18 protein-coding genes are annotated in these 23,019 nt (G+C 64.0%); 3 read left to right on the forward strand and 15 right to left on the reverse strand.

All coding sequences use genetic code 11. The features are described 5' to 3' along the window. The first annotated feature begins 4 nt into the window (after positions 1-4). Together AC1VON_RS13200 and AC1VON_RS13205 are read left to right on the forward strand one after the other, a co-directional pair. Complete coding sequence (locus AC1VON_RS13200) at positions 5-559, forward strand: SMI1/KNR4 family protein (RefSeq protein WP_483123158.1); 555 nt, start codon at positions 5-7, stop codon at positions 557-559. A 13-nt stretch (positions 560-572) separates the two neighbouring features. After that, positions 573-1,550: a type VI immunity family protein gene (locus AC1VON_RS13205; RefSeq protein WP_483123161.1), complete on the forward strand. Its 978-nt coding sequence runs from the start codon at positions 573-575 to the stop codon at positions 1,548-1,550. Here the strand turns inward: AC1VON_RS13205 and AC1VON_RS13210 are convergent. From AC1VON_RS13210 to tssA, 15 genes are all read right to left on the reverse strand, one after another. Beyond that, positions 1,537-2,628: a beta-ketoacyl synthase N-terminal-like domain-containing protein gene (locus AC1VON_RS13210; RefSeq protein ID WP_483123165.1), complete on the reverse strand. Its 1,092-nt coding sequence runs from the start codon at positions 2,626-2,628 to the stop codon at positions 1,537-1,539. The genes AC1VON_RS13205 and AC1VON_RS13210 overlap by 14 nt on opposite strands. After that, positions 2,628-3,683 (reverse strand): DUF2169 family type VI secretion system accessory protein, encoded by a 1,056-nt coding sequence (locus AC1VON_RS13215; protein WP_172351731.1) that lies wholly within the window; start codon positions 3,681-3,683, stop codon positions 2,628-2,630. Before AC1VON_RS13215 ends, AC1VON_RS13210 begins: the two co-directional genes overlap by 1 nt. Before the next feature lie 79 nt (positions 3,684-3,762). Further along, the gene (gene tagF / locus AC1VON_RS13220) at positions 3,763-4,305 is read right to left on the reverse strand and encodes a type VI secretion system-associated protein TagF (RefSeq protein ID WP_483123170.1); all 543 of its coding nucleotides are present in this window, start codon (positions 4,303-4,305) and stop codon (positions 3,763-3,765) included. Further along, positions 4,287-7,823: a type VI secretion system membrane subunit TssM gene (gene tssM, locus AC1VON_RS13225; RefSeq protein ID WP_483123173.1), complete on the reverse strand. Its 3,537-nt coding sequence runs from the start codon at positions 7,821-7,823 to the stop codon at positions 4,287-4,289. The genes tagF and tssM overlap by 19 nt, the downstream gene beginning before the upstream one ends. A gap of 1 nt (position 7,824) precedes the next feature. Next, positions 7,825-9,147 (reverse strand): type IVB secretion system protein IcmH/DotU, encoded by a 1,323-nt coding sequence (icmH, locus tag AC1VON_RS13230; protein ID WP_172351729.1) that lies wholly within the window; start codon positions 9,145-9,147, stop codon positions 7,825-7,827. 4 nt (positions 9,148-9,151) lie between these two features. Further along, complete coding sequence (gene tssK, locus AC1VON_RS13235; protein ID WP_483123179.1) at positions 9,152-10,486, reverse strand: type VI secretion system baseplate subunit TssK; 1,335 nt, start codon at positions 10,484-10,486, stop codon at positions 9,152-9,154. A 39-nt stretch (positions 10,487-10,525) separates the two neighbouring features. Beyond that, positions 10,526-10,978 carry a type VI secretion system lipoprotein TssJ gene (gene tssJ / locus AC1VON_RS13240; protein ID WP_483123182.1) on the reverse strand — a complete coding sequence of 151 codons (453 nt, stop codon included), beginning with the start codon at positions 10,976-10,978 and terminating at the stop codon, positions 10,526-10,528. Positions 10,979-10,981: 3 nt separating this feature from the next. After that, positions 10,982-12,445, reverse strand: coding sequence for a type VI secretion system-associated FHA domain protein TagH (tagH, locus tag AC1VON_RS13245; RefSeq protein ID WP_483123186.1), 1,464 nt, complete (start codon positions 12,443-12,445; stop codon positions 10,982-10,984). Then, complete coding sequence (gene tssG / locus AC1VON_RS13250) at positions 12,442-13,545, reverse strand: type VI secretion system baseplate subunit TssG (RefSeq protein WP_483123189.1); 1,104 nt, start codon at positions 13,543-13,545, stop codon at positions 12,442-12,444. The genes tagH and tssG overlap by 4 nt, the downstream gene beginning before the upstream one ends. Further along, complete coding sequence (gene tssF / locus AC1VON_RS13255) at positions 13,509-15,383, reverse strand: type VI secretion system baseplate subunit TssF (RefSeq protein ID WP_483123191.1); 1,875 nt, start codon at positions 15,381-15,383, stop codon at positions 13,509-13,511. The genes tssG and tssF overlap by 37 nt, the downstream gene beginning before the upstream one ends. A gap of 1 nt (position 15,384) precedes the next feature. Then, complete coding sequence (gene tssE, locus AC1VON_RS13260) at positions 15,385-16,140, reverse strand: type VI secretion system baseplate subunit TssE (RefSeq protein ID WP_483126327.1); 756 nt, start codon at positions 16,138-16,140, stop codon at positions 15,385-15,387. Beyond that, positions 16,127-16,582, reverse strand: a complete 456-nt coding sequence (locus AC1VON_RS13265) for an Hcp family type VI secretion system effector (RefSeq protein WP_172351723.1) — start codon at positions 16,580-16,582, stop codon at positions 16,127-16,129. Before AC1VON_RS13265 ends, tssE begins: the two co-directional genes overlap by 14 nt. Positions 16,583-16,630: 48 nt before the next feature. Beyond that, positions 16,631-18,136 (reverse strand): type VI secretion system contractile sheath large subunit, encoded by a 1,506-nt coding sequence (tssC, locus tag AC1VON_RS13270; RefSeq protein WP_172351722.1) that lies wholly within the window; start codon positions 18,134-18,136, stop codon positions 16,631-16,633. A gap of 3 nt (positions 18,137-18,139) precedes the next feature. After that, entirely contained in the window at positions 18,140-18,679 is a 540-nt protein-coding gene (gene tssB, locus AC1VON_RS13275; protein WP_172351721.1) for a type VI secretion system contractile sheath small subunit, read from the reverse strand. Between the two features lie 6 nt (positions 18,680-18,685). After that, on the reverse strand, positions 18,686-19,858 hold the full coding sequence (gene tssA, locus AC1VON_RS13280; protein WP_483123200.1) for a type VI secretion system protein TssA: 1,173 nt from the start codon (positions 19,856-19,858) through the stop codon (positions 18,686-18,688). A 337-nt stretch (positions 19,859-20,195) separates the two neighbouring features. On the opposite strand from tssA, the gene tssH reads away from it, so the two are divergent. After that, complete coding sequence (gene tssH, locus AC1VON_RS13285) at positions 20,196-23,000, forward strand: type VI secretion system ATPase TssH (RefSeq protein WP_483123203.1); 2,805 nt, start codon at positions 20,196-20,198, stop codon at positions 22,998-23,000. The last annotated feature ends 19 nt before the right edge of the window (positions 23,001-23,019 follow it).

A 23,019-nucleotide genomic window follows, 5' to 3' on the forward strand; every position in this document is an offset into this window, starting at 1 on the left:
TGCCATGCTGAACGATCGGGAGCGCACGGATCTTGTGGCCCAGCTTTTGGAGGCCAAGCGGGAGCTCGACATGCTGACTCTGGATGAGGACATGACCGATCCGCCGTCGAAGCCGGCAACGGAAAAGGACATCGCACGCTTCGAGAAGAAATGCGGGTTCCCCATCGAGCCGTCCTATCGCGAGTTCCTCTTGATGCATGACGGCTGGACCGACTTCGACGGCGACGCCGCGATCCTGGGGACGAGAGGAAGCAACGAGGAATGGTTCGAGGACACGCTCGAGATGGTCTGGGAAGTGTTCGAGGACTTTGGTGACGAGAACCCGGCCGACGACGCCGTCGCCGTTGTGCTGGGCGAGGACACCAACAACTACCTGTTCATGTGGCCGCCGCAGGAGGGTTCGGACGGCAAGGCGACGTTCAAGGAGTATGAGGACGGAAAGCTGACGCGCGAATACGCTGATTTTGACGAATACCTTATCGAATTCCTGAAATCATTGAGGCACTCCATCGAAGTGGAGCGCGAAGGTGCGGACCGCAGCGATGCCGACGAACAGTGATCCAGGAAAATCCTTGCCGGGATTTCCCGCAGCGCTCTTGCGATCGAGAGTGGTCGACGATGCACCACTCAACAAGATCCTGCTTGAGGTTGTGATCTACCCGAAACGATTGACGGTCGACGATTTCGACTGGATTCTGGATGTATATGAGGCTGTGTGCCCGAAGAGCCGCATCAAGCTGTTCAAGATAGCGGAATTGCCCTTCTGGTCAGCGGTCGCGGATCCGGTTCTGACGCAATCGGCGCGAAGCGCCGGCCGATCGAACTATCGGTTCTTCGAAGCGGCAAGGAAGCGGATCCGCGAGGGCAGGGGCCTGGAGGCCCAGCTTTGGGACGGTTGTGAGATCGACGATGATCGGGGAACATTCAGCCTCAACATCGAGGCGATGAAGCGACGATCGCTGGGGTTGGCCTGGTATGTCCGTTTTCTCTTTCCGTTGGATTTTCCCGTCGAGCAATTGACGCGTCTTCTGCGCACCCTGGCGGATCGAATAGATATCTATTCAGGGCATGGCGGGCCTGTCTTCGCCTTCGCGAGGGACAAAAAGGACGAGGCCTTCACCGAAATCTACGCCAAGGCCCGACGGTTCTGGGGCGTCGATATCGACATGCTCGACCTCATTCCGTTCCGGATGCGAAGCGAACTGAAATCACCATGTTGGCTCAACCTGTTGGGCGCGCCCTTCAAGGACGACGCCGGCGTGGCTGCCCGCATCAAGGACCTTCGTGCGGACGCCGATATCGCCATATTCGAGCAACGGTTCGGAACGGTGTTCATGTTGGCGGCCGAGCCCGACTCGCTCGATAGAAACCGGCTAGCCAGGAAGGTGCTTGCCTATCAGCAAATGGCCAAAGTGATGGACGGTTTTGTCCTCAACGGCGTCGGCCCGCTGGTCGGCGACGGTTTCATATCCAACCCCGAATCCGCCGACGAGTGGCTTCACCGCTTCTCGGCCGATTCGAAATGGCTGACCTTGCCTACCGTGCAGTAGGCCGGGGGCCGTCGGCACCGGAACTCGGCCGGACGCCCGGTGAACCGAGCAGGGCGGCTGCGCGCGAGCCGTTCTCGGAACTCGCCCAGATCAGCGACAGCGGGCCTTTCTGGTAGTTACGCGCTTGCGCCTCGGCGACGAGGCTGACGTAAAGCGGCCCGGATGCCGCGCCTACATCGCCCCAGCAGTCGGCCGGGGTTTCGAAATCAGCGGCGTCTCGGAAGCGGCCGGGATTGCGGATCACCGCGAAGCCATATTCGTTTCCGCGGTAACGTTCCCCGTTCATGTCGCAGATGATGCGATCGACGGGGTCTGCCGGCGCATCCTCGAACAGATTCCGGAATGCCGCTCCCAAGCCCTCGCCAAGCACCACGGTTTCCGTCTTGATCCTGTTTTCTTCACCCGCGGCCGACGTCGCGACAACCTCGAGTAGTGATTGCAAACCAAGCGCGCGCGCCGTCGCCAATGTGGTCAACAGGCAGAATCCCGCCGCTTCGCCAGGGCAGAATCCGTAGATGTTCCCTTCCGAATGCAGCTGTCCGTTCTCGTCGAGCCATTCAAGCGTTTCGGGTTCGAGATAGGTGTCGACCCCTCCGGCGAGGCACAACTTGGCCTTGCCTTCGCGCAGCAACTTGCACCCGTGGTAAATCGCCAGCAAACCGCCGGCATGCCCGCCCGCGGTCGAGCCCCCGCCCTCCAGCATGACGTGCTGTGAAAGCCGCCTGCGCAGCTTGGAGTTCACTTCAGCTGCGAAGCCTTCCGGTTGACCCGGGCGGGGTTCGCCGGTGGAGAGTATGAGCGAAACCTCGATCGACGGCGTGCTCGCCAGCAAGGGCCGCAGCGCATCCAGCGCCGGCGAGACTGCGATTTCAACGGCACGGTCCGGACCTTTGAGCGTGACATCGATCCCGGTGTCGCGCGTTACCTTCATCAATTCCCCGAACCGGTCGACCATGAAAGGGTGATCCTGGATGGACGAAAGGCCGGCTCGCACCGCTGCCGCGCTCGACGCGGCGTCGAAGCCGAGAGGCGTGCGCGCGCCAACGCCGACCACCACGATGACCGCGCCCTCCGCCATCACGAATCCTCCGCCGACCACACTCCGGTGGCCGCGATTGTCGGTGACACACCGATCCGCCTCTTCAGCCGCACCGTCGTGTTTTTCAAATGCTCCTCGTCATAGGGGACCGGCAGGATTGACATCCAGGTGATCGAGAACTGCCGCAAATCGGGTTTGATGCGCAGTGTGTGGATCGACGCCTCGTCATGCCTTCGGTCCGGCCTGCCGTAAAACTCGGTGGTGATCACGAACGTCACGCGCGGCAGCAGGAACCGCCAGAAGCCGTCAGCCGTGACGTTGCCGAGACGCACGTCCTCGTAGCCGACGAGCGGCAGTTTGGTCTGCTGGTCTTCAGGGGCGCATTGATAATACAGGCGGCTGAAATCATGCGGCAAAAGCGGGTCCCGCGTTTTCTTCCACTCCTCGCCATAGGTGCCGGCGTGCCTTGCCCGTGGCTGCCAATGCCGGGCCACTGGACCGAAAGCTGCCGGCTTGCCGCTTCGATGATCGCGATAGGGTGCGTCGGGATATTCAAAGTTCGGTGCGGTCTTGCCGACCAGTCTTTGCGGGTTCACCGCAAAGCCAGTGCCGAGTGGATTGCGCTGATCCCAGTCCGGCGTCGAGGCCTCCATGTCGATGCCACCATAGGTTCGGCGCCAGCTGATCGGCATCTGGACAAAGGGTTGCGGACGGCTCATGCGAACCGAAACCGGGCCGGGCACGAAGATACGGTCGCCGCTGACCCTGACGGTCTTGTCCAGATCACCAACCTTGACACGAGCGATGGTTTCGAGGCTCGGCTGGCCGCCCGGTGCGTAAACATGCCCCTCGATCAGCACATCGGTATGTCTCTTTTCGATATTGAAATCGCTCTCGTCCAGCAATTCGTTTGGATCCGCGCCGTGAAGCGGAGCCTTGGTGACCGGGGTCTGGTCTTTCAGCAGCGTCTGTTTGCCGTCAGGATCGATCTCGAATGAGCCTTTGATCGCCACGAGCCAGACCTCATGGCCGCGTTCGTCGCGTGTCCAGTTGCGCTCTACGGCGAATGGCGTCTGGTTCGACAACAGCCACATCAACGCGCTCTTTCAACCGGTCCCGGGTGGCGGCACCCGGCCGCGCGTGGCAGCGCCACCGCCCAAGGCGCCTCGTCCATCAGCTGGTCTCCCAACTGGCGGCGAGGATCTGCTCCAGAACCGCCTGTGGCGATTGCGGATCGATGTCGAAAATGTCCGAACGGGCCGTCCACATCACCATGCCGCTGATGATCTCGTCGCCCGGCTCGACGGATGGCACTGGCAGTCCGGCCAGCGCGGTATCCAGTTCGTCCGGCGTCAACTCGCCGTTCTGGGCGGTGATGGCCGCCGCTTCGATGCCGGAAAACCACGCCTCGGCGGCAGCCAGTTGAATGGGCGCTTCGGCAAGCTGCGCAACAACGCTCAGAGGGAACTTCCTGCCCACCCTGTCGGCGCTTTGCACGATGATGCCCGCCGAGGCGCCGAAGGAAGCCGGGCCAGCCAGAAAACGCAGCGCGCTTGTGCTCGGCCAAAATTCCGAGCCGAACAGCGGCACGAGATGCTGTGCCAGCCAGCGGTCCCAGCCGCGAACAAAGTCGCCCGACAACCGGCGCGTCACGAAATCGCCGGTGGCGGGCATTTTGCCGTAAAAGCCGGGCAAGGTCATATCTGCGGCGGACATGAGAATTTCTTGAACATCTGCAGATTGTAGGGGTTCTCGACGCTGGCGGCCTTGAGTTCGAAATCGGCCCACATTCCCTTCGTGCCCAGGCGCAGGCTGTAGACATCGGACAGCGACGTGCCGGCGAAACGGCCGTTGCGCAGCAGCCTCAGCCACGCCCAGCTACCGGTCTCGTTGAGCATGATTTCGGGCGAACCGTCGATCGGCTGGAAGGCGAGCGAAATGACCCCGGTGCCGTCCTTGCCGGGCCATGTCATCGGTTGCGGCCGCGTCGCGTTGTTGAAGTAGACCAGCGTCTGGCCATCGAGGTTGAGCGTCACGCGCGTGACGTTGGGAGACAGGTCCTTCGGTTCGAGCGTGAAGCTCATCACCGGCCCGGTGCCTCCGGGAAAGAGATCGTCACGGATGTGCCTGGCCTGCTCGAACGCCGCCAGCGCCGAAGGATCGAGGCCGAAATCGGCGCGCCATTTCCACGGCTGGCTGGTGGTGTCGACATAGTTGATCAGGTGGTCGTTGATGAAACCGTCGATCAGCCCGGCCGGTCCGAACAGGCGGGCGAAATCGCGCACATTGACGTCCACGGCGCTGTCGGCGCTGAACGGATAGCGGTCGTTCAGCGCCGCCTGGCAGAACGGCAGTATGTCGGCGCGCCAGATGGCGTTGAGCTCCGAAGTGACCGCCTTCTGCGTCAGATTGCTGGTGTCACCGGCAATGCCGCCGAGCCAGGCGTTGATCGGGTCGGGCAGGATCTGCGCCTGCCTGGCGACCGCGCCCGTCAGTTCGGCAAGGCCGCCCTGTTTCTTGATGGCATCCTGCGGATTGGGGTTGGCGCTGACCGTCTGTAGCACATTCGACAGCGCGGTCAGCGCGACAACTGCGGCATCGAGCGCCGGCGGCTGGCCGTCGACCTCGGCAATGGTGCTCTTCAGCGGCTTGAAATGTTCGGCCACCAGATTGCCGGTCAGGTCCACCTCGGTGGCCGACCCGGCGCGCGGCAGCAGTTTCGCACCTGATGTCGCCAGCTTGCCGAGTTTTCCCAGCTTGCCGAGCAGTTTGGAGGCGCCCTTCGCCGCCGCCTTGTTGTCGGAGGGCGCCTCGTCGGAGCGCGTCAGTTCCGTCTCCTGCACGACCGCCGTCAGCAGACGTTTCAGGGCTGAATCGGCACTCGACAGATCCTTCAGATTCTCACTGGCGACATTGAGATCGGTCAATGGGGCGAGCCGCATGTCTCGCAGGAAGCTGTCCCATTGCGCGATGTAGTCGTCATAGTAGAGCTTCAGAATATCCTCGGACAGCGCCGAGACCGAGGTCTCGGAATTTTCCGAGCAGCCACCGGCAAAAACCGCGCGGTCGAGCGCTGCCTGGGCGGCGACATCGTCGATGCGGTCGAGAATGGCGTCGTGGAAGCCGGCATAGGTGAAGGCTCCGGCAATGCCGACGCGAAGTGTCTTGTCGGAACGCCGGGCAAACACCTTGCCGCCATTGGGGCCGGCAAAATTGGCCGGGATCCACTCCTTGAGCCCGGCCACCTCCGGATCGACCAGCAACTGCTTGTAGGCACGCGCTGGCAACGAGATCGTGCACACCGTTTTCAGCGCTTCGGCGACCAGCGCCTGGTCAGGCGCGACATAGCTTTCATCGACCGCCATGCGGCGGATGGCGGCAAGCTGATGCTCTTCGGCATCGGCGGTCGGGAAGGGTGCCGCGGCCGCGAATTCCGGCAGGCTGTTGACCCACCAGTTCTGCGCGAAATCGGGGTCCATCTGCGACAGGCCGGTCATCATGCGATAGGTCTTGAGCGCGCCGAGCATGAAATCCGGATCGCGGATCTGTCGCCACATGGTCGCCTCGAGCAGCGCCACCATCCTTGGCTCGAGCACGTTGCGCAGGGCGTGGTCGTAAGTATCGGTCTGCGCCCGCACCAGTTCGGCAGAGGCCGATGGCCCCAGCAGGTCCTGGGGCGCTCCCGGCGGTGGGGTCCTGGCGTTCGCGACCGCGTCCATCGCCTCGAGCGCGCCGTCGATCGCCGGCTGCTGCACCGATGCCGGGTTTGCGGCAATGGAGGTCAGCGGTGTCTGCAGTGCCTCGAACTGACTTGCCTGCGCCGTGATCGCGTTGCGGTTGTCGAAATAGGACCAGGTGAACAGCCCGGCGGCCAACAAGGCGACCGCGGCACACGCGGCCGCCGCACCGCGCCAGATCCAGGCGCGGCGGCGTTGCGCCAGCGGATCGAACGTGCCGAGGCCGGCCTCTTTGAAGATGACTTCGGTGAGCAGGTTCTTCAGGAAGAAGCTGCGTTTCTCGACCCTTGGCGCGGGCAGGGCCCGCCGTGGCGGCAGGCCGAAGGACGACGACAGCGCTGCGGTCAGCCGGTCGATGGGCGCCCCTTCCTGCGTCGCCGATGTCAGATAGAGGCCGCGCAGCCAGGCCGCCTCTTCATAGCGGCTTTCGCCGAACATCGCCTCGACCAGAACCTGGATCGGTTCGGACAGGCTGGACAGCTGGGCTGGAAACCTGAAGATCTCGGCGCGGGCGGCGAGTTTGTCCTCGTCCTCCAGGCGCGGCACCAGCCGCCGCTCGAGTTCCGTCGCCAGTATTGAAATTTCCCGCTCGATGGTCTTGGCATCGACGCGCGCATCCAGCGCGAAGGTCGTTCCCCAGACCTGTTCGCGCGAGGCGGTGGACAGGCCGCCGAAGAAAGCCTCGAAACCCTTGATCAGATCGGCCTTGGTCAGCATCAGATAGACCGGAAGGCGGATTTCGAGCCGGTCGTTGAGTTCGGCCAGCCGCCGGCGGATCTTGCGGCCGTGTGCCTTGATGGCTTCATCGCCCTCTGAAAGCACGTCGATCGAAAGCGCGACGATCACGCCGTTGAGCGCGCGGCGGCCGCGATGCTTCTTCAGAAGGTCGAGGAAGCCCAGCCATTCCGCCGCGTCGACATCGGGCTGGCTTTCCTGTTGGACATAGCGGCCGGCGGTGTCGATCAGAACGGCATTCTCGGAAAAGAACCAGTCGCAGTTGCGCGTACCGCCGACCCCTTGCAGATCGTCCGTGAGGTCGATCGGGAAATTCAGTCCGGACTGCCTGAGGGCCGTGGTCTTGCCGGTGGCTGGCGGCCCGACGATCACATACCAAGGCATCTCGCGCAGGAACTTGCGCCCGCCGAGCTTGCGGCGTTTCAGTTCCGCCATCACCTCGGCGAACTTGGCGCCTACGGCGGCGACATTCTCTTCGCCGGGGCCGAGCGGCTTCTCCGCAACCGGCGCGGCGATCTCGGCGACGAACAGGCGGTTGGCGCGGATGGCGCGGCGCTGCGCGATAATCAGCCAGATCAGCCACAGGATGATCAGACCCGCGATCATGGCAATGCGCACATTGTCGGAATCGAAAGGCGAATAGGGACCGACCCTGACGATCGGGCCGAACACCCAGATGACCAGGGAAAGCAGCGTGATGCCGATCAGCGTCCATAGCCAGCGCGATGTCAGGACCGCCCAGAGGAAGCGCAGGATGAACATCTCACAGCCTCTTTTCGACGAGCACCTCGACGCGGCGATTCAAGGCTCGCCCTTCGCGCGTGCTGTCGCTGGCCACCGGATCCGTTGCGGCGCGGCCCTCGGAGCGGACGCGGTCCTGCGGCACGCCGTTCTGGACCAGCATGTCGGCGATCGTCTGGGCGCGCGCCTCCGACAGGCGCTGGTTGGTCGACAGCGGATTGGTCTTTTGCAGGGGCACGCCGTCCGTATGACCGATCACCGTGATGTTCCCGATCAGCTCCTGATTGGCGAGGATCACCTTGGCGATCGAAGCGATCAGCGGCTCGAAGCCGTCGCTCAGTTGCGGCCGCGACGATTGGAACAGTTCGGGGTTGGAGGCCTGGATGATCAGCTTGGCCAGCGAAACGCTCTCGGTGCCGCTGAGTGCGGATTTGAGGCCGGCCGGCGCGCCGGCCTGGAATTCCGGCAAGAGCGCGAAATCCACTTTCTCCGGCGGCGGGGCGTCGACCTTGGGCGAGGTCCGGCTGATATCGCCGCGTTCAGGCGGCGGCAGGGCCCGAACAAGAGCTGAAAGCTCGACCGCCTGACTGCTCAGCCCCATCGACAGCCCGATATGGACGGCCGCGGCGACAACCGCCGCACCGAGCGCCATGACCCAGATCGGAACGATGAAGCGCTGCGGCTCGTCGGAGGCGATCACGCCCTTCCAGTTTGGCGACAGGGGTGCGCCTTCGGCGTCGGCGTCGCGCAGGAAGCGTGCCGCGGCCACGCGAACGGCGTTGAGCGAGCGGTCGCCCGACCGGCCGGGCACGCGATATTTGCCGCGGAAGCCGAGCGCCATGCAGTCATATTGCAGCTCCAGCAATTCGCGATCGCGGTTGGGATGGCGTTCCAGTTCGTCGAGACGCGTGAAGAACTGCGTGCCGGCATCGACATCGCCGCGCAGCATGACCACGAGCGGCTGCCGCGGCCAGGCGCTGGCCCCGCCCCACGGCGTGTTCAGGGCGAGATCGTCGAGCAACGCCGCCACCACCCAGGCTGCCTGGTCGGCCCGCTCCAGCGAGGATCCCGTAGCCATCGCCGTGTCGCGTGCCCGAACCAGTTCTTCGAGCAGACGGGTGCGCAGCGCTTCCGGGTTCTCCGGCGCCAGCGCGCTTTCAAGCTCGGGCGCGAATTCGAGCAAGGGCGCGAACGCGTTGACAAGCGCGTTCGGATGCGTGCGCGACCTCTTGACCGCCGTGCCCGGCAAGAGCGGCGCCATCGGCCGCGGCATCGGCGCGCCGGTCAGCCGTATGCGGGTTCGTTCGCGATCCTCCGACAGTCCGAAAGGATCATCGCGGCTCATCATCTCACCTGTTCACCGAATAGCAGTCCACCTGCGGCTCGCTTGGCAACACGCCCGAAACGCCGATGACGAAGCCGGGTGCATCGAGCAGCGACGCCCAGTGCTCGCTTTTCTGGTCCAGTTCAAGGCATAGCCGATCGCCGTCGTAAGGGATCTCGCGCGGCTGGGAGTGAAGCGGTTTCAGCGGAATGCCGGGCAGGCGCGATTTCCACAGGCCCTCGAATTGGTCGGCCGAACCGACAGTCGCCTGGTTGACGAAGATCTTGCGCAGCGCGTCTTCCGACAACTCTGAACCGACCCGGATGACGATGCGGCTGGCGATCAGCAGCTTCGGATTGTCGATGCGGATTTTCCAGACATTGGTCGAATGCCGCATGACCGGCAGCGCCCGCGATTTCGGCTCGATGTAGCGCAGGCTGAGGATGAGCGAGCGCAGCGCATCCGCGAGCGCCATATAGGCGGGCCCGGGTGCCATGTGATCGTAAGCCGGCAATTCGCCCAGCCGCCGCGCGCTCGATCCGTAGGTCGCCATCGAACCGGCGAGGCCGGCAAGCTCCAGGTAAAGCTCGGCCGGATGGAAGACATCCTGCGCCAGCATGTGGGCCAGTCGCGGCCGCGCCGCATTGGCGAGGTTGAGCATCAGCAGGTCTTCGACGCTGCGCCCCGGTCCGCCCATCACCATCTTGCCATGCGCCTCGGCGATCTGGTCGAGGCCCGTGACGACTTCCAGCAGCAATTGGCGATACCAGGCCACCGCGCCGGTCACCAGTGTCGGCGGCAGGAAGGTCTCGTCCAGCGAGACGCCGCCATCGGCTCGAACCCCCTTGAGGTCGGCGATCGGCAAGGCCGTGTAACCACCGACCGACTTGCCGGGTGCCAGCAGCATCGCCTGTGGCCGGGCGATTTCGATTTCTTCAGGGTCTGAGCCGCCCTGGACGGCGTCGCGCACCGAGACGATCCGCCCGTGATAGCGCGCTCCCGAGGCGGCGGCGTGTGCCGGATCGAAGCCGACACCGCCGGGCGGCTCCAGCGGCAAGGCGACCAGCACCGGTCCCGCAGCCGTATCGGAGGTGACCGGCAGCGGCCGCGGCGCGTCCATCATCTCGGGAATGGCGAAAGGTGTCCCGTCCGGGAAGATGCCCCGTGCCGACAGGATGGCGACCTGGCCGGCGTCGAGCAACGCCTGATCCAGCGTCAGCTGTTGAAAGCCGAACGTATGCAACTGCCCGGCCTGCAACGCGCCGCGCACCGTCGCCTCGAAGAAACGATCCTGCTGCTGGAAATGCTGGGTCCGCAGGAAAAGCCCTTCGGACCACAGCACCCTGTTTGCATCGCTCATGCCGCTGCTCTCTGCATTGAGCTCTCCTTGCCTTGGCCGCTAGGCGGAAATACCGCCGCTGCCAAGCGTGACATTGATCGTGAATTTGGATCCCGGCGACACCGACTTGGTCGTCCGCCAGTTCCTGCCTGTAGGCTCGCGGATCAGCGCAACGAAGCCCAGCGCCGTGGCATCCGGCTCGACGGTGATGGTTTTGGACGCGGATTTTCCCGGCCCGACGGCAATCTGGTCGGATCCGATAAGATCGCCTGCCAGCGCCGTACCGGCATCGCCCTGCAAGGCAAAGTAGTCGGCGGAATTGAATTTGCCGGCGCTGCGCAGCCGCATCACGAGGACAGTCACCGGCCGGTCGCCGCCGCCTGGTCCCGGGTTCATGCCGGCCCCGCCGGACACGTTAACGGTGATCACCGAAGGTTTTGGCGGACCGCTCTGGCAAGCCGTAAGCAGGCCGGTCGCGCCCAGGGCAACGATAAATTCGCGTCGGTCAATCATGTCTCACTCCTCCTCATATGCGTCCCGGAAATCAGCGCCGATTTCGCCAAGGAAGCTTTTCTCCGCGCTCTCGGCGATTTCACGATGGCGTTTCTGGTAGAGCTCCCACAGCCTGGCGCCGCGCCCGCCCGAAAACAGGGTGCCGATCGCCGAATTCGATTTCAGCTCTTCCTCGATCACTGCAGGATCAAAACGGTCGACCATCCGGCGCAAGGCGGCCTGCACGCCGCGCCAGGCGCGCACGTGATGTTGCGCGAGATCGCGAATCGCGTCGGCGATGGCCGCGTCGCCGGCGAGAAAGCCGGGGCTGCGCTCGGCGATAAGCGTGACGATGGCGTCGTCGACCGTCGGCAGGAACTTGAGCGGATTGACTTCGGAAGCCCCGACCATGGTCTGGGCGACGCGGGCGTTGCCCTTTTCCTCGGCCCGCTTGCGCAGAAGCTGCATCAGGCCTTCCATCATCAGCCGGTATTCACGGCCAAATTTCTCCATTTCCGCGATGCTGTCACGCCCGGGGAAATCGGCTTCCTCGACGCCCATGCCGCGCAGGAATGCGGAGCGAAGCGCCATGTCGCCCAGCTGTGCCGCTGCCGGCATGCGGGCGGGTTTGGCGGCAGCACCAGTGCGCGCTGGAGGCGGGGCGTCTGCTGCCTGCACAGGCAGATCCCAAGGATTGGCGGATTGCGGTCGTGGGACGATGCGCTGTCCGTTCGAGCCGGCGCCGTTTGTCGAACTGGGCGCCGCGGCTGGTCCGAAGCCAAAGTCGTCCTTGAAGTCGGATGGCTTTCCGGCGGAAGGTTCGGTGGACCCGTTAAGGGGAGGCACCGGGTCGAGGCTGAACGGGTCCGCGAAGCTTGGCGGGCCAGTTTCGGGATGAGGGCCAACGCCCGTGGACACAGGCGTCGAAACCGGATCGAGGCTGAACGGGTCATCGAAAGCAGGCGAGCTGCGCTGGCTGGAGGCGGCACGCTCGAACGCGCCCGCAACCGGCTGCTCGAACGGGTTGGGCAGGTCGACCGGACGTGGCCGTCGCGGCTCTTCCTCGACCTTGGCGGAAAAGAAGTCGTCACTGCCGATGCTTAGCGGCGCCCGCGATGCCGGCGGCAGGCGTTCGGGAACCGGCTGGCTGGCCGCTTGTGCCTGGGCGGTTGGCGTCTGCAGGTCGACATGGACGACATAGTCGCCAAGTCTCAGCCGCATCCCGCTTTGAAGGCGCGTCGACTGGCCGGCACCGAGCGGGCTGTCGGAGTCATTTATGTACAGCCCGCTGCTCGACGTGTCGGTGACGAAATAGCCGTCTCGCCCGCCCGTGATCCTGCAATGGGCGCGGGAAACGAACATGTCGGGATCGTTGATCTGCCAGCCTGCGTCGGCGCTGCGGCCGATCACCAGCTCGCCTTCGTCCAGCCGGGTCTGCCGTACCGCCTGGGTGCGTGGCCCTTGCTCCAGCGTCAGCAGCAGGCTCATGCCGCGCCCCCCGCCATTTCCGGCCGCCATCCGACAATTGTCCGCAGCCGCAGATCGTCAGCATCCCCCCTTTCGGTGGGCCGCGCAAGCCAGGCGGTCCGGCCGAGCTGGACCGTTCCGATACAAGGCGGCGGCACGGCTTCACGCGCCAGCACGATGCGCAGGTCAACGTCGAGCGTTTCCCCGACCATGTCGCGAACGGCCTGCTTGAACAGTTTGAGGCGCGGCCCTCCCGGCAGGAATGCCTTGAATTCCTCAAGACCGAGAGGGCCGACACGCAGTTCGATCCTACTTTGGCGGTTGAAAACGCGCGGACCGATGGTCGCCCCCCGGCCGAGTCCCGCATAGGCTTTTGCGAGGCGGGTCTGGAGCCCGGTTGGGATGGTTATCCAGGCGGCGATGAACTCCTTGATTTGAACCGGTACCTTGAACGCTTCCGCCAGGAACAGCGTCAGCCTTTCCGGGCCGTCGACCTGGTTGGCGAGCGCCGCGGCCTGGCGAAGCTTGACGGTGTCGAGATCAGGATTTTGGGTGCCGGGAAGCCCGATCCCTGCCATCGCTTCAAGCATGGCGCGAACGCGGCCACCGACCGCGCGCTCGACCTGGACAGCGGGATGCGCATCCGCCCAGGCCCGGTAGTAGAGGGCAATCATGCGGTGCTGAAGGATGTTGACGAAGTCCACGAAGGTCGTGTCGCTGGTCTGCTGTGCGTCGGCGCCGGCGAACCAGCGCTGCGACAGGCGGTCGAGCACCCAGCGCGTCAGATGCAATGGCATTGGGCCCTCGGGGCCCAACAGGCCTAGATTTGCAACCGTGACCCGGGCCGGCATCTTGTCATTGGCTTCGCGGAATTGAACCAGGTCCCGCGCGGAAAAGGCCAGCCGCACATGCTGGCCGAGCCTTGCGGGCTCGCGGTCGGGCCGTCCGGAATGGCCGAACAGACCGCTGCGCTGTTCAAGACGGCGCAGCAATTCGAAAAAGTCGAACGCTTCGGACAGACCTTCGGCCCGGTCCGGGCCAGTCCTGTCCAGATCAGGTGTCCTGTCCAGATCAGGTGTCTTGTCTAGATCAGGTAGCGATTGCCGGGCGTCATCGGCCATGGCACATCCTCCTGCTTCTGCAGCAGCCGCGTGCGAGTTCGCACGAAGCCGTTTATTCCGGCATGACGGGCAAACAGCCGCGCCAGCAAGGCCGAAAGCAGCAAGGTGCTCTGCCCCGCCAGCACCGACTGATCGACATGCAGCGTCACTTCAGTGCCGCGCCCGAAGCACATCGGTCCATCGATCTGCAGCCGTTCGACCACCGGCCGCGAGTCTATGCGCACGATCGAATGCACGTTGCGGGCAAGGCCCGGGTCACCCCGGTCGGCATAAAGATCAAGCAGCGCATGCAGCGGATCGACTCCGCGGCCTTCCTTGGCGAGGCTCAAGAAATTGAGTGCGAGCTGCGCCACCAGCCGCCAGGCGAGATCGTCGGCCCGGGATTCGCCATCGGCCCCGGAGGGCAGTGCCGCGGCGATGGCCGGCTGTGGCGGGCGCAACGCACCGAGCAGCCGAACGGATTCGACCGGGTCACCGGCCTCCAGTGTCAAGGTCGGATTGTCATCGAGGATCGGCAGATCGCGGTTGGTGCAAAGCGCTAAGATGTCGAGCCGCTTCAACGGGCGGTTCGCGGGACTGCCAAGCGGCCGCGACACCGCCAGGAAAACATCGTCCCCGGTATAAGAGGTGCGGGTCAGGCCGTCGCTGCGCTCATCTTCCGTCGCCCGGCGTGGGCGCCGTTCCGTCGAATAGACCCAGCCACTGCTGCGGTTCTGCCCGAGGCTAAACAGCTCCGGTATCTCGGCGTCGCTGCCTTCACTGTCGGCATCCTCGACCCGCAGGACACGATAAATCTCGAAGTCGCGCGCCCGCGTGCGGTCGGCGTGCAGCACCTGCCGCGTCTTGCGTTGATCGAGCTCGACGACGTTGCACTCACGCTCGAACAAATTGATGATCGGCGTCGCGAAAAGTTCGAAATCCGCCGGCGTTAGGTCGGCGAGTTCGGGCACCGGGCGCCGGAACAGGAAGATGATCTCCAGGCCGGCCTCGCATTTGCGCACCACGGTCTGCAGTCCCAGGACCCGCACATAGTGAAAGCGCTCCGGCATGACGAAGTATTCGCGCAGCAGGCGGTACCCTTCGAATGTCGGGCGGGTGCGCGGCATCAAGGCCTCGTCGTCGCTGATGCCGACCATTTCGGGTGCCGGCAAGGGCGACAGCCGGTTGGTCTTGCCTTCCGGTCGCGCGCCAACAGCCACGCAGGCGCCGAAGATCGCGTCGAACAGAAGCGGCGCCTTGGTGCGTCCGGCAAAATAGAGGTCAAGCTGGTCGAGCGCCAATTCGTCGAGTTTGCCTTTTCCGGTCCGCGTCAGCGCCAGGCGCAGCGCCGCCTCGCCGCCGGTACCGCCGATCGGTCCTATGCCGGCCGCGGCCAGCGCGCTGCGATCCTGAAAATAGCTGACCGAAGTGATCGCTATCGGCCACAGCGTCATGTCCTGCGCGGTGGAGAAAGTGCAGCGCGTCGACAAGCCGGGTTGCAGGCTGGAGACCAGCCGCGTGTTGCGCTTGACGACGTGGCCGGCGGGCATGGTCTGCACCTGCTGGCCAGGTTTCAGCACGGCCATAGCCGTTGCCGGCGCCGGCGTGACCAGATCTGGATAGAGGACGTCGAGCACGCTGCGCGAAAATCGCGAGCGCTCGGCGTCGACTTTCAGCCGGGTGCGCGCGGCGAGGAAGGCGACGCCGTCCAGCAGCCGTTCGACATAAGGATCCGGGCAGGGCACCGTATCGAGCGAGAGGTTGCGCGCCACCGCCGGGTGCATGTCGGCGAATTCCGCCGCGAGGCCGCGGATATGGGTCAGTTCCTCCTCGTAATACTCGACGAAAACCCGATCCATCTCAGGCGTCCCTAATTTCGGTCCGCGCCAAGCCGTTGTCGAGATTGATGGTGGTGCGCAGGCGCATGCGTTCCGGTGTGGGCGTCATGATCAGCACAGCATCGATCTCGATCTTCAGGCCCACGGTCTTGTCGCCAAGGGTGACGGTAACCTTTGTCGCGCTTTCCTTGAGGCGGGGCTCGAAGGTGGCGAGCACCGAGCGGATTTCGCGCGCCAGCACGTCGCGGTCGAAGTCGCGGGAGGACCGGCCCGAGAAGGAGGGCACGCCGTAATTGACCACGCTTCGACGGACCTCCGGAAAATCGGCGAGCGACGGCGGATTGTCCGCCACTTGCTCATTCTCCAGGTCGGAAAGCAGCGGCGTGGCCTCGAAACGCTCGGTGTTGAACAGAGCCTCGATGTCGCGCCGCACCGCCTCCCTGAGCACGCGGGCCGATACCACCACGCCACGGCTTTCGATCTCGGCGCGGTGCTGGGTCTGGAAAGCCAGGCGATGCAGACGCCGTTTCTGGTCGGGCGTCAGTTCCGCATCGGCGTCGATGGTCCGCGCACTTCCGGCAACGAAGGCGTCGAGACGGTCCGCGCCAAGCTCGTCCAGCAGGACACGGCGCAGTCCGTCTATCTCCGAGGTCAGGCCCGGCAGGTCGTTGACAAGACGATCCCATAGCGATGGCTGGACGGCCTCGCTTTTTGCCCGCAAGCTGCCCGCTATCTGCTGCTTGCCCGCGCCGGGCCGCCGAACCTCACTTGCCGACATAGACATCCATTTCGGCTTCATCATTGCCGTCATAGACGAACTTGATCTTCTTGTAGGCGAAGCTGACCTCTTCCTGGATCAGGTCTTCCTCATCCTCGGCCTGCGACATGTCGTATTCCATGATCGAGGCGTCGGTGAGCGTGACGACCAGGTAGTCCTTGGTCTCGCCATCGATGGTCCGCCGTGCGGAGAACACCACTTCATCGAGCGCCTTGTTCTCGAACAGTGCCTTTGCCAGGTAGGGCGAGGACTTGTCGTAGTGTTTGGTGAACTTGATCATGCCCATGGACACGCGGCCACGGCGTGAGAGCGAATTCGGATCATAGGGTGCGACCATCTTGTAATCGACGCCATGGATTTCGATCTCGTCCGAGTGGCCGTCGCGGGTGCTTGGGCCCTTGATATCGGGAACCTTCAGAAAACCATCGATCTTGACTGGCATTGTCTTTCTCCACCGCTTTCAAACAAAACAAGGTCTGGTTGCTGCAAATCAGGTCTTCACGGACGGCAGTTCCGACACCAGCCGCAGCGAGGCGTTGATGCCTTCCAACTGGTAATGCGGGCGCAGGTAGAAGCGGGCGTTGTAGTAGCCCGGCCGCCCCTCCACGCTGTCCACCTGGACTTCGGCCGCCGCCAGCGGGCGCTTGGCGCGCGCCTTGTCGTCGGCGAAGGCAGGGTTGGCCAGCACGTAGCGGTTGATCCACTCGGTCAGCCAGATCTGCATGTCGGAGCGTTCCTTGAACGAGCCGACCTTGTCTCGCGCAATCGCCTTGAGGTAGTGCGCGAAGCGCGAGACCGGGAAGAGATAGGGCAGGTTGGCGCTCAGCCGTTCGTTCGACTGGGCATCGGGGTCGACCAGCCGGCCGGCGCGTGTTTCGTCGTCCTGCAGCGAATGGGCGCCAATGAAGGCCGCGAGATCGGTGTTCTTCCGGTGCAGGATCGGCATCAGGCCGAGCTTGGCCAGTTCGGCCTCGCGCCGGTCGTCGATGGCGACTTCGGTCGGACATTTCATCGCGATCGAGCCGTCGTCGGTCGGGAAGCTGTGCACCGGCAGGTTGAGCACCGTGCCACCATTCTCGACGCCGCGGATCTGCGTGCCCCAGCCGAAAAGCTTGTGGCTGCGGTTGATGTTCACGCCCATCGGGAAGGCGGCGTTCATCCAGACATATTTGTTGTGATCGCCTTGCACCTCTTCCTCGAAGGTAAAGCCTTTCACCGGAACGGTATCGGTGCCATAGGGCAACCTGGCCAGGACGCGCGGCATGGTCAGGCCGATATAGCGGGCGTCCTCGCTCTCACGCAGCGACTGCCACGAGGCATAGGCGGGGTTGGAGACGATCTGCTGCAGGTCTTGCGGATTCGGCAGTTCCTGCCAGCTGTCCATGCGGAACAGGCGTGGCGAGGCGGCGGCGATAAACGGCGTGTGCGCCGAGGCGCAGATGCCGGAAATATTGCGCAGCAGGCCGACATCGCGCGGGTGGTTGGAGAATTCGTAGGCGCCGATCACACAGCCGATCGGCTCGCCGCCCAGCATCGAGTACTCGTCCGTGTAGACTTTCTTGAAGATCGGGCTCTGGTCCCACATCTGGCCTTCATAATCTTCAAGCGTGTCGGCCAGCTGTTCCTTGGAGATGTTCATCACCCGGATCTTCAGCTTCTGATCCGTCTCGGTGTTGTTGACGAGATACCAGAGGCCGCGCCATGTGCCCTCCATCTCGCGCACTTCCGGTGCGTGCAGGATCTCGTTGACCTGTGTCGTCAGCATCTTGTCGATGCCCGCGATCAGCGACTTGATCGACTTGATCGCATTGGACGAGATGGTCGTGGTGTCGGAACGCGACTGTGCTGCGAGCGCGAGATTGCGCACGAGCTGCTGCAACTTCTCGCTGTCATCCTTCTTGACCTTGAAGTCCTTCTCGAGGAGCCCGCTGAATTCGTCGAGGTTTATGGCTTCGGCCTCGGCGGTGACGGCGGCGGTCTTTTGCTGTTCGGCCATGGTCTACTCCCCTGCCTTGTCGTCGTCGGCCAGTGCCTGGCTGGCGATCTTGCCAAGAAGCGGCTCGTTGTTCAGAAGCTGCGCGATGCGTTTTTCGGCGTCGACGCGGCCGTCCATGAAGCCAAGCAGTTCCTCGAGCTGGCGACGCATCTTCAGGATCTCGGCCAGTTGCGGCACCTGCTCGGCAATCTTGTCTGGAGCGAAATCGCCCATCTTGGTGAAGGTGAGATCGAGCGCCAGTTCCTCGTCGCGCTCCTGGCCTTCGGCCTGCGGCAGCGTGTTCTTCACCCGGGCTTTGACGCGGGGCCCGAGCGCCTCCATGAATTTGGGGAAGCGGTTCGCGTCGGTCTCCACGAAGGCTCGGTCCAGCACCGATTTCGACGCTTCCTTGGTCTGCGAAGCGCCGGAAAGGTCGGCCATCACGGCCATGACAAATGGCAATTCGATCGTCGTCGGGCTACCGTAGGTTTCCACATCGTAGGCGATCTGCACCCGCGGCGCGCGATTTCGTTCGATGACCTTCGCTTTGCTTTCGGCTGGCATGTGCTGTTACCTTTCATCCTTCTGAGCCGTCTTCTTGACATCGGGAACGCCGGCAAGGAGCCGGAATTCCTTCAACCCAGACGGGGCGAGATCTTCCATCAGTTCAACGAAATCCATGTGCACCATGCGGCGCACGCGCCGCGCCAGATGCGGTATCGGGCTCGACGGTTCGGTGCGGTCATAGAAGGCGACGACCAGGTCGAGGCATTTGACCACGTCCTCGCGCGAGGAGATCCGGTCAGGAAGCCCCGTGCTGGTCTCCGTGTAGCTTGCCGCACTTGCCATAGTCTCGGCTCCATGACCGTTTCGAGCAGGCGTTCCCGGTTCTGCCGGAGTGGGCGGCTTGGCCGCGCCATTGGCCGCGGCACCCGCTGCGGCGTTCCGTTCGAGGGTCGTCAGCAAACGCTGCAGAAACCGTTTTAATTCCGGAACCTGAGCCCCGCCGCCCTCGAGGCGGGCGCCGAGCGCGGTCTCGACGGCGTCAAGGGCTGCGATCGCAGCCTGGGCATCGGCGACCAGCGAGACCATCTCCGCACCGGCCTGATCCATCTGTGCCGCACATCCGGCACGCACCCGGTTCAACAATTGTCCGTGCGCGCTGACCAGTGCCGCCTTTTCCGCCGTATTCAAGCCGGAGGCGGCTTCCTGGAGCATGACACGGTCATCGAGCGCGCTTTGTTCCAGGTCGCGTCCGCTGATCGGCCCGATCGAGCGCGGCGCAAAGAAAATCATCTGCCGCAGGTTCGCCAACAACCCGTCCTGACTGTTCTGGAGGTCGAGCAGCGCGTTGATGCGGCGCAAGGCGGCATCGCGAGGCGAAGCGTTGGGCCGCAGTGCCGGATGCATGGTTTCCCAATGCTGGTCGAAGGTCTGGGCAATAAGGGTCAGCCCCTGCGCGAGCCCGGCCAGCCCCTCTTCATTGGCCAGCGCGCGCGTGACGATGACCAGCAGCCGCAGGTCCCGGCCATGCGCACGCAATTCCCCCGCCTTCGCCAGCACGCCGGACCAGTCGACCGGAATGGTGCTTTGCGACGTGGGCTTGTTGTTGCCGTCGTGGACGACCTTGATCTCGGGTTCGGTCAGACGCTCCAGCTCGTGAAAAGCCGGGTCGTTGCGCAAGTCTTCCCCTGACGGATTTCCACCGTCGAGCGGACTAAGCCAGAGTGCGACATCAATCACACAAACCCCCAGCGACCAGCCTCAAGCCATACGTGACGCAACGTTATCACACGGTTGCACTTTACCACAATTCAACGAGCGCTCAAAAATTAACATAAGCTAAACGCGGTCGCCTCATGAGCGCCGAAATCCACGGCTTGGTTGCCTTGGATGCATGCGAACCGCGTTGCGGAGAGGCGTCCAGTGCCGTGGCTGTTTGCAGTCGGCGATGCGGGACTTTCCACAAATGGAAAGGAGTCGGCTAAACCGGGCACCGGGACATCGGTCCATTACCCGCTTTGTCAAGTGACGTCTTATGTGGCAGTTTATCGGCTGGCAGACTGCAGGAGCAGGTTCGATGGAACAGCGCCGGTCATCGCAGACTTTCAAACGCAAGGAACTGGTCGGCAAGCTCAATCCTGTGGGTGTCCGCGCCTTCAAGGCAGCTGCCGACACCGCTAAACTGCGCGGCAATCCCTATGTCGAACTCGTCCATTTCATCGAGCAACTTGTGCTGTCCGACCGCTCGGACGTGCAAATGATCATCGCCGATGCGGGTGTGGATGCGAGCCGGCTCACGGCCGAGATGACCCGCGCCGTCGACAAGCTGCCTTATGGCGCGACATCGATCGAGGAATTCTCCGACCACATCTTCCATGCCATCCAGGAAGCCTGGAACCTGGCAACGCTCGAGTTCGGCGTCGAGGAAGTCCGCAGCGCACATATTCTGCTTGCCTGCCTGAAGACGCCGGTGCTGGAAGGCCTGCTGTCGAAGATCAGCGGCGAGTTCGACAAGATCGACGCCGACACGGTCATCGCGCGGTTCGCCGATGTCGTGGAGGGCTCACTCGAAGCCGGCGCTTCGACCACCGTCTCCGCCCCGGAGGCGCCGAAGCGGACTCCGGGCGGGGATTCGGCGCTGGCGAAATATGCCACCGACCTGACGCAGCGCGCCCGCGACGGCAAGATCGATCCGGTCGTCGGCCGCGACCCGGAGATCCGGCAGATCGTCGACATCCTGATGCGGCGCCGGCAGAACAACCCGATCCTGACCGGCGAGGCCGGGGTCGGCAAGACCGCCGTCGTCGAGGGCTTTGCCTTGCGTATCGCCCAGGGCGACGTGCCGCCCACCCTGCAGAATGTCAGCGTGCGCATGCTCGACGTCGGGCTGATGCAGGCGGGCGCCAGCGTGAAGGGCGAATTCGAAAAACGGCTGAAGGCCGTCATCGACGAGGTTCAATCGTCCGAAACGCCGGTTATCCTGTTCATTGACGAAGCCCACACCTTGATCGGCGCCGGGGGGGCTGCCGGAACCGGCGATGCGGCCAATCTCCTGAAACCGGCGTTGGCGCGGGGCGAACTTCGCACCATCGCGGCAACGACCTGGGCCGAATACAAGCAGCACATCGAGAAGGACCCGGCACTGACCCGCCGTTTCCAGGTGGTGAAGATCGACGAACCGTCGGAGGCGGTGGCCGTTCTGATGTTGCGCGGCGTGGCCGGCGTCCTGGAGCAGCACCACAAGGTGCAGATCCTCGACGAGGCGATCGAGGCGGCGGTCGGCCTGTCGCATCGCTACATCCCGGCACGGCAACTGCCTGACAAGGCGGTGAGCCTTCTCGACACCGCTTGCGCCCGTGTCGCCATATCGCAGCACGCCACGCCGGCGGAGGTCGAAGACATCATGCGCCGCCGCCAGGCGCTGGAGGTCGAGCGCGGCATTATCGGCCGCGAGGCAGCGATCGGCATCGAGGTGACTGACCGGCAGGCGCGGGTTGACGCCGGGCTCGCCGAAACCGAGACCACGCTGGCCGCCGCCGAGGGGCGCTGGGAGCGCGAAAAGGCGCTGGTTGCCGAAATCCTCGAGTTGCGCGCAAGGCTGCGCGGCGAGGGCGTGCCGCTTGATGCGGCGGCGCCCGCTGAGGCCGATACCGAAACGGCAGCGGCGGACGCAGAAAAGACCAAGGTGCCCACGACTGAGCCACCCAAGACTGAACCGACGAAGACCAAGGCGGCCAAAGCCAAGGCTGCCAAGACCGACGTGGAAACACCGGCCGCTGCCGATCCACCTGATCCTGCCGCCGATCTTGCCCGGCTGCGCGAACTGATGGCCGAACTGGCCGAGGCGCAGGGCGAGACACCGCTGATCCTGCCATCCGTCGACCGCAATGCGGTGGCGGCCGTGGTCCAGGACTGGACCGGTATTCCGACCGGACGGATGCTGTCCAGCCAGACCGAAAAGGCGCTCAAGCTCGCCACCACGCTTTCGGAGCGGGTCGTCGGCCAGGATCACGCCATGGAGATGATCGCCAAACGCGTGCAGACCAGCCGCGCCGGGCTCGGCGCGCCGGAAAAGCCGGTCGGTGTGTTCCTGCTCTGCGGCCCCTCTGGCGTCGGCAAGACCGAAACCGCATTGGCACTGGCCGAGACGCTCTACGGAGGCGAGCAGAACCTGATCTCGATCAACATGTCCGAATTCCAGGAGGCGCATACGGTCTCGACGCTCAAAGGCGCGCCGCCCGGTTATGTCGGCTATGGCAAGGGCGGCATCCTGACCGAAGCGGTGCGCAGAAAACCCTATTCGGTGATCCTGCTCGACGAGGTCGAGAAGGCGCATCCCGACGTGCACGAGATCTTCTTCCAGGTCTTCGACAAGGGCATGATGGACGACAGCGAGGGGCGCCGGATCGATTTCAAGAACACGCTGATCCTGCTCACCTCCAATGTCGGCTCGGAGGTCATCATGGAGCGGACCGGGAACGGCACGATACGGGCCGGACTTGACGATCTGGACATCGCCTTGCGCAGCCCGCTGCTGAAGGTCTTTCCCGCCGCCTTCCTCGGCCGGGTGGTGACCATTCCCTATTACCCGCTCTCGGACGGGATGATCGAAGCCATCACCCGTCACCAGTTTGCCAAGATCGCTCGCCGGCTGCGCACGACCAACGATGCGGAACTGGTGATCGGCGACGGTGTCATGGATCTGGTCAAGGCCCGCTGCACCGAGATCGAATCCGGCGGACGGATGATCGATGCCATCCTGACCAACACGCTGCTGCCGGAACTCAGCCGCGGCGTGCTCAACCGGTCGCTCGCGGGCGAAAAGATGACAAAGGTCACCGTTGGCGCCTCCAAGGAAGGTTTCACCTATTCCTTCGAGTAGCTTCGGGCGAACATCGATC

The organism is Mesorhizobium sp. HAY1-8B (genome assembly GCF_056868045.1).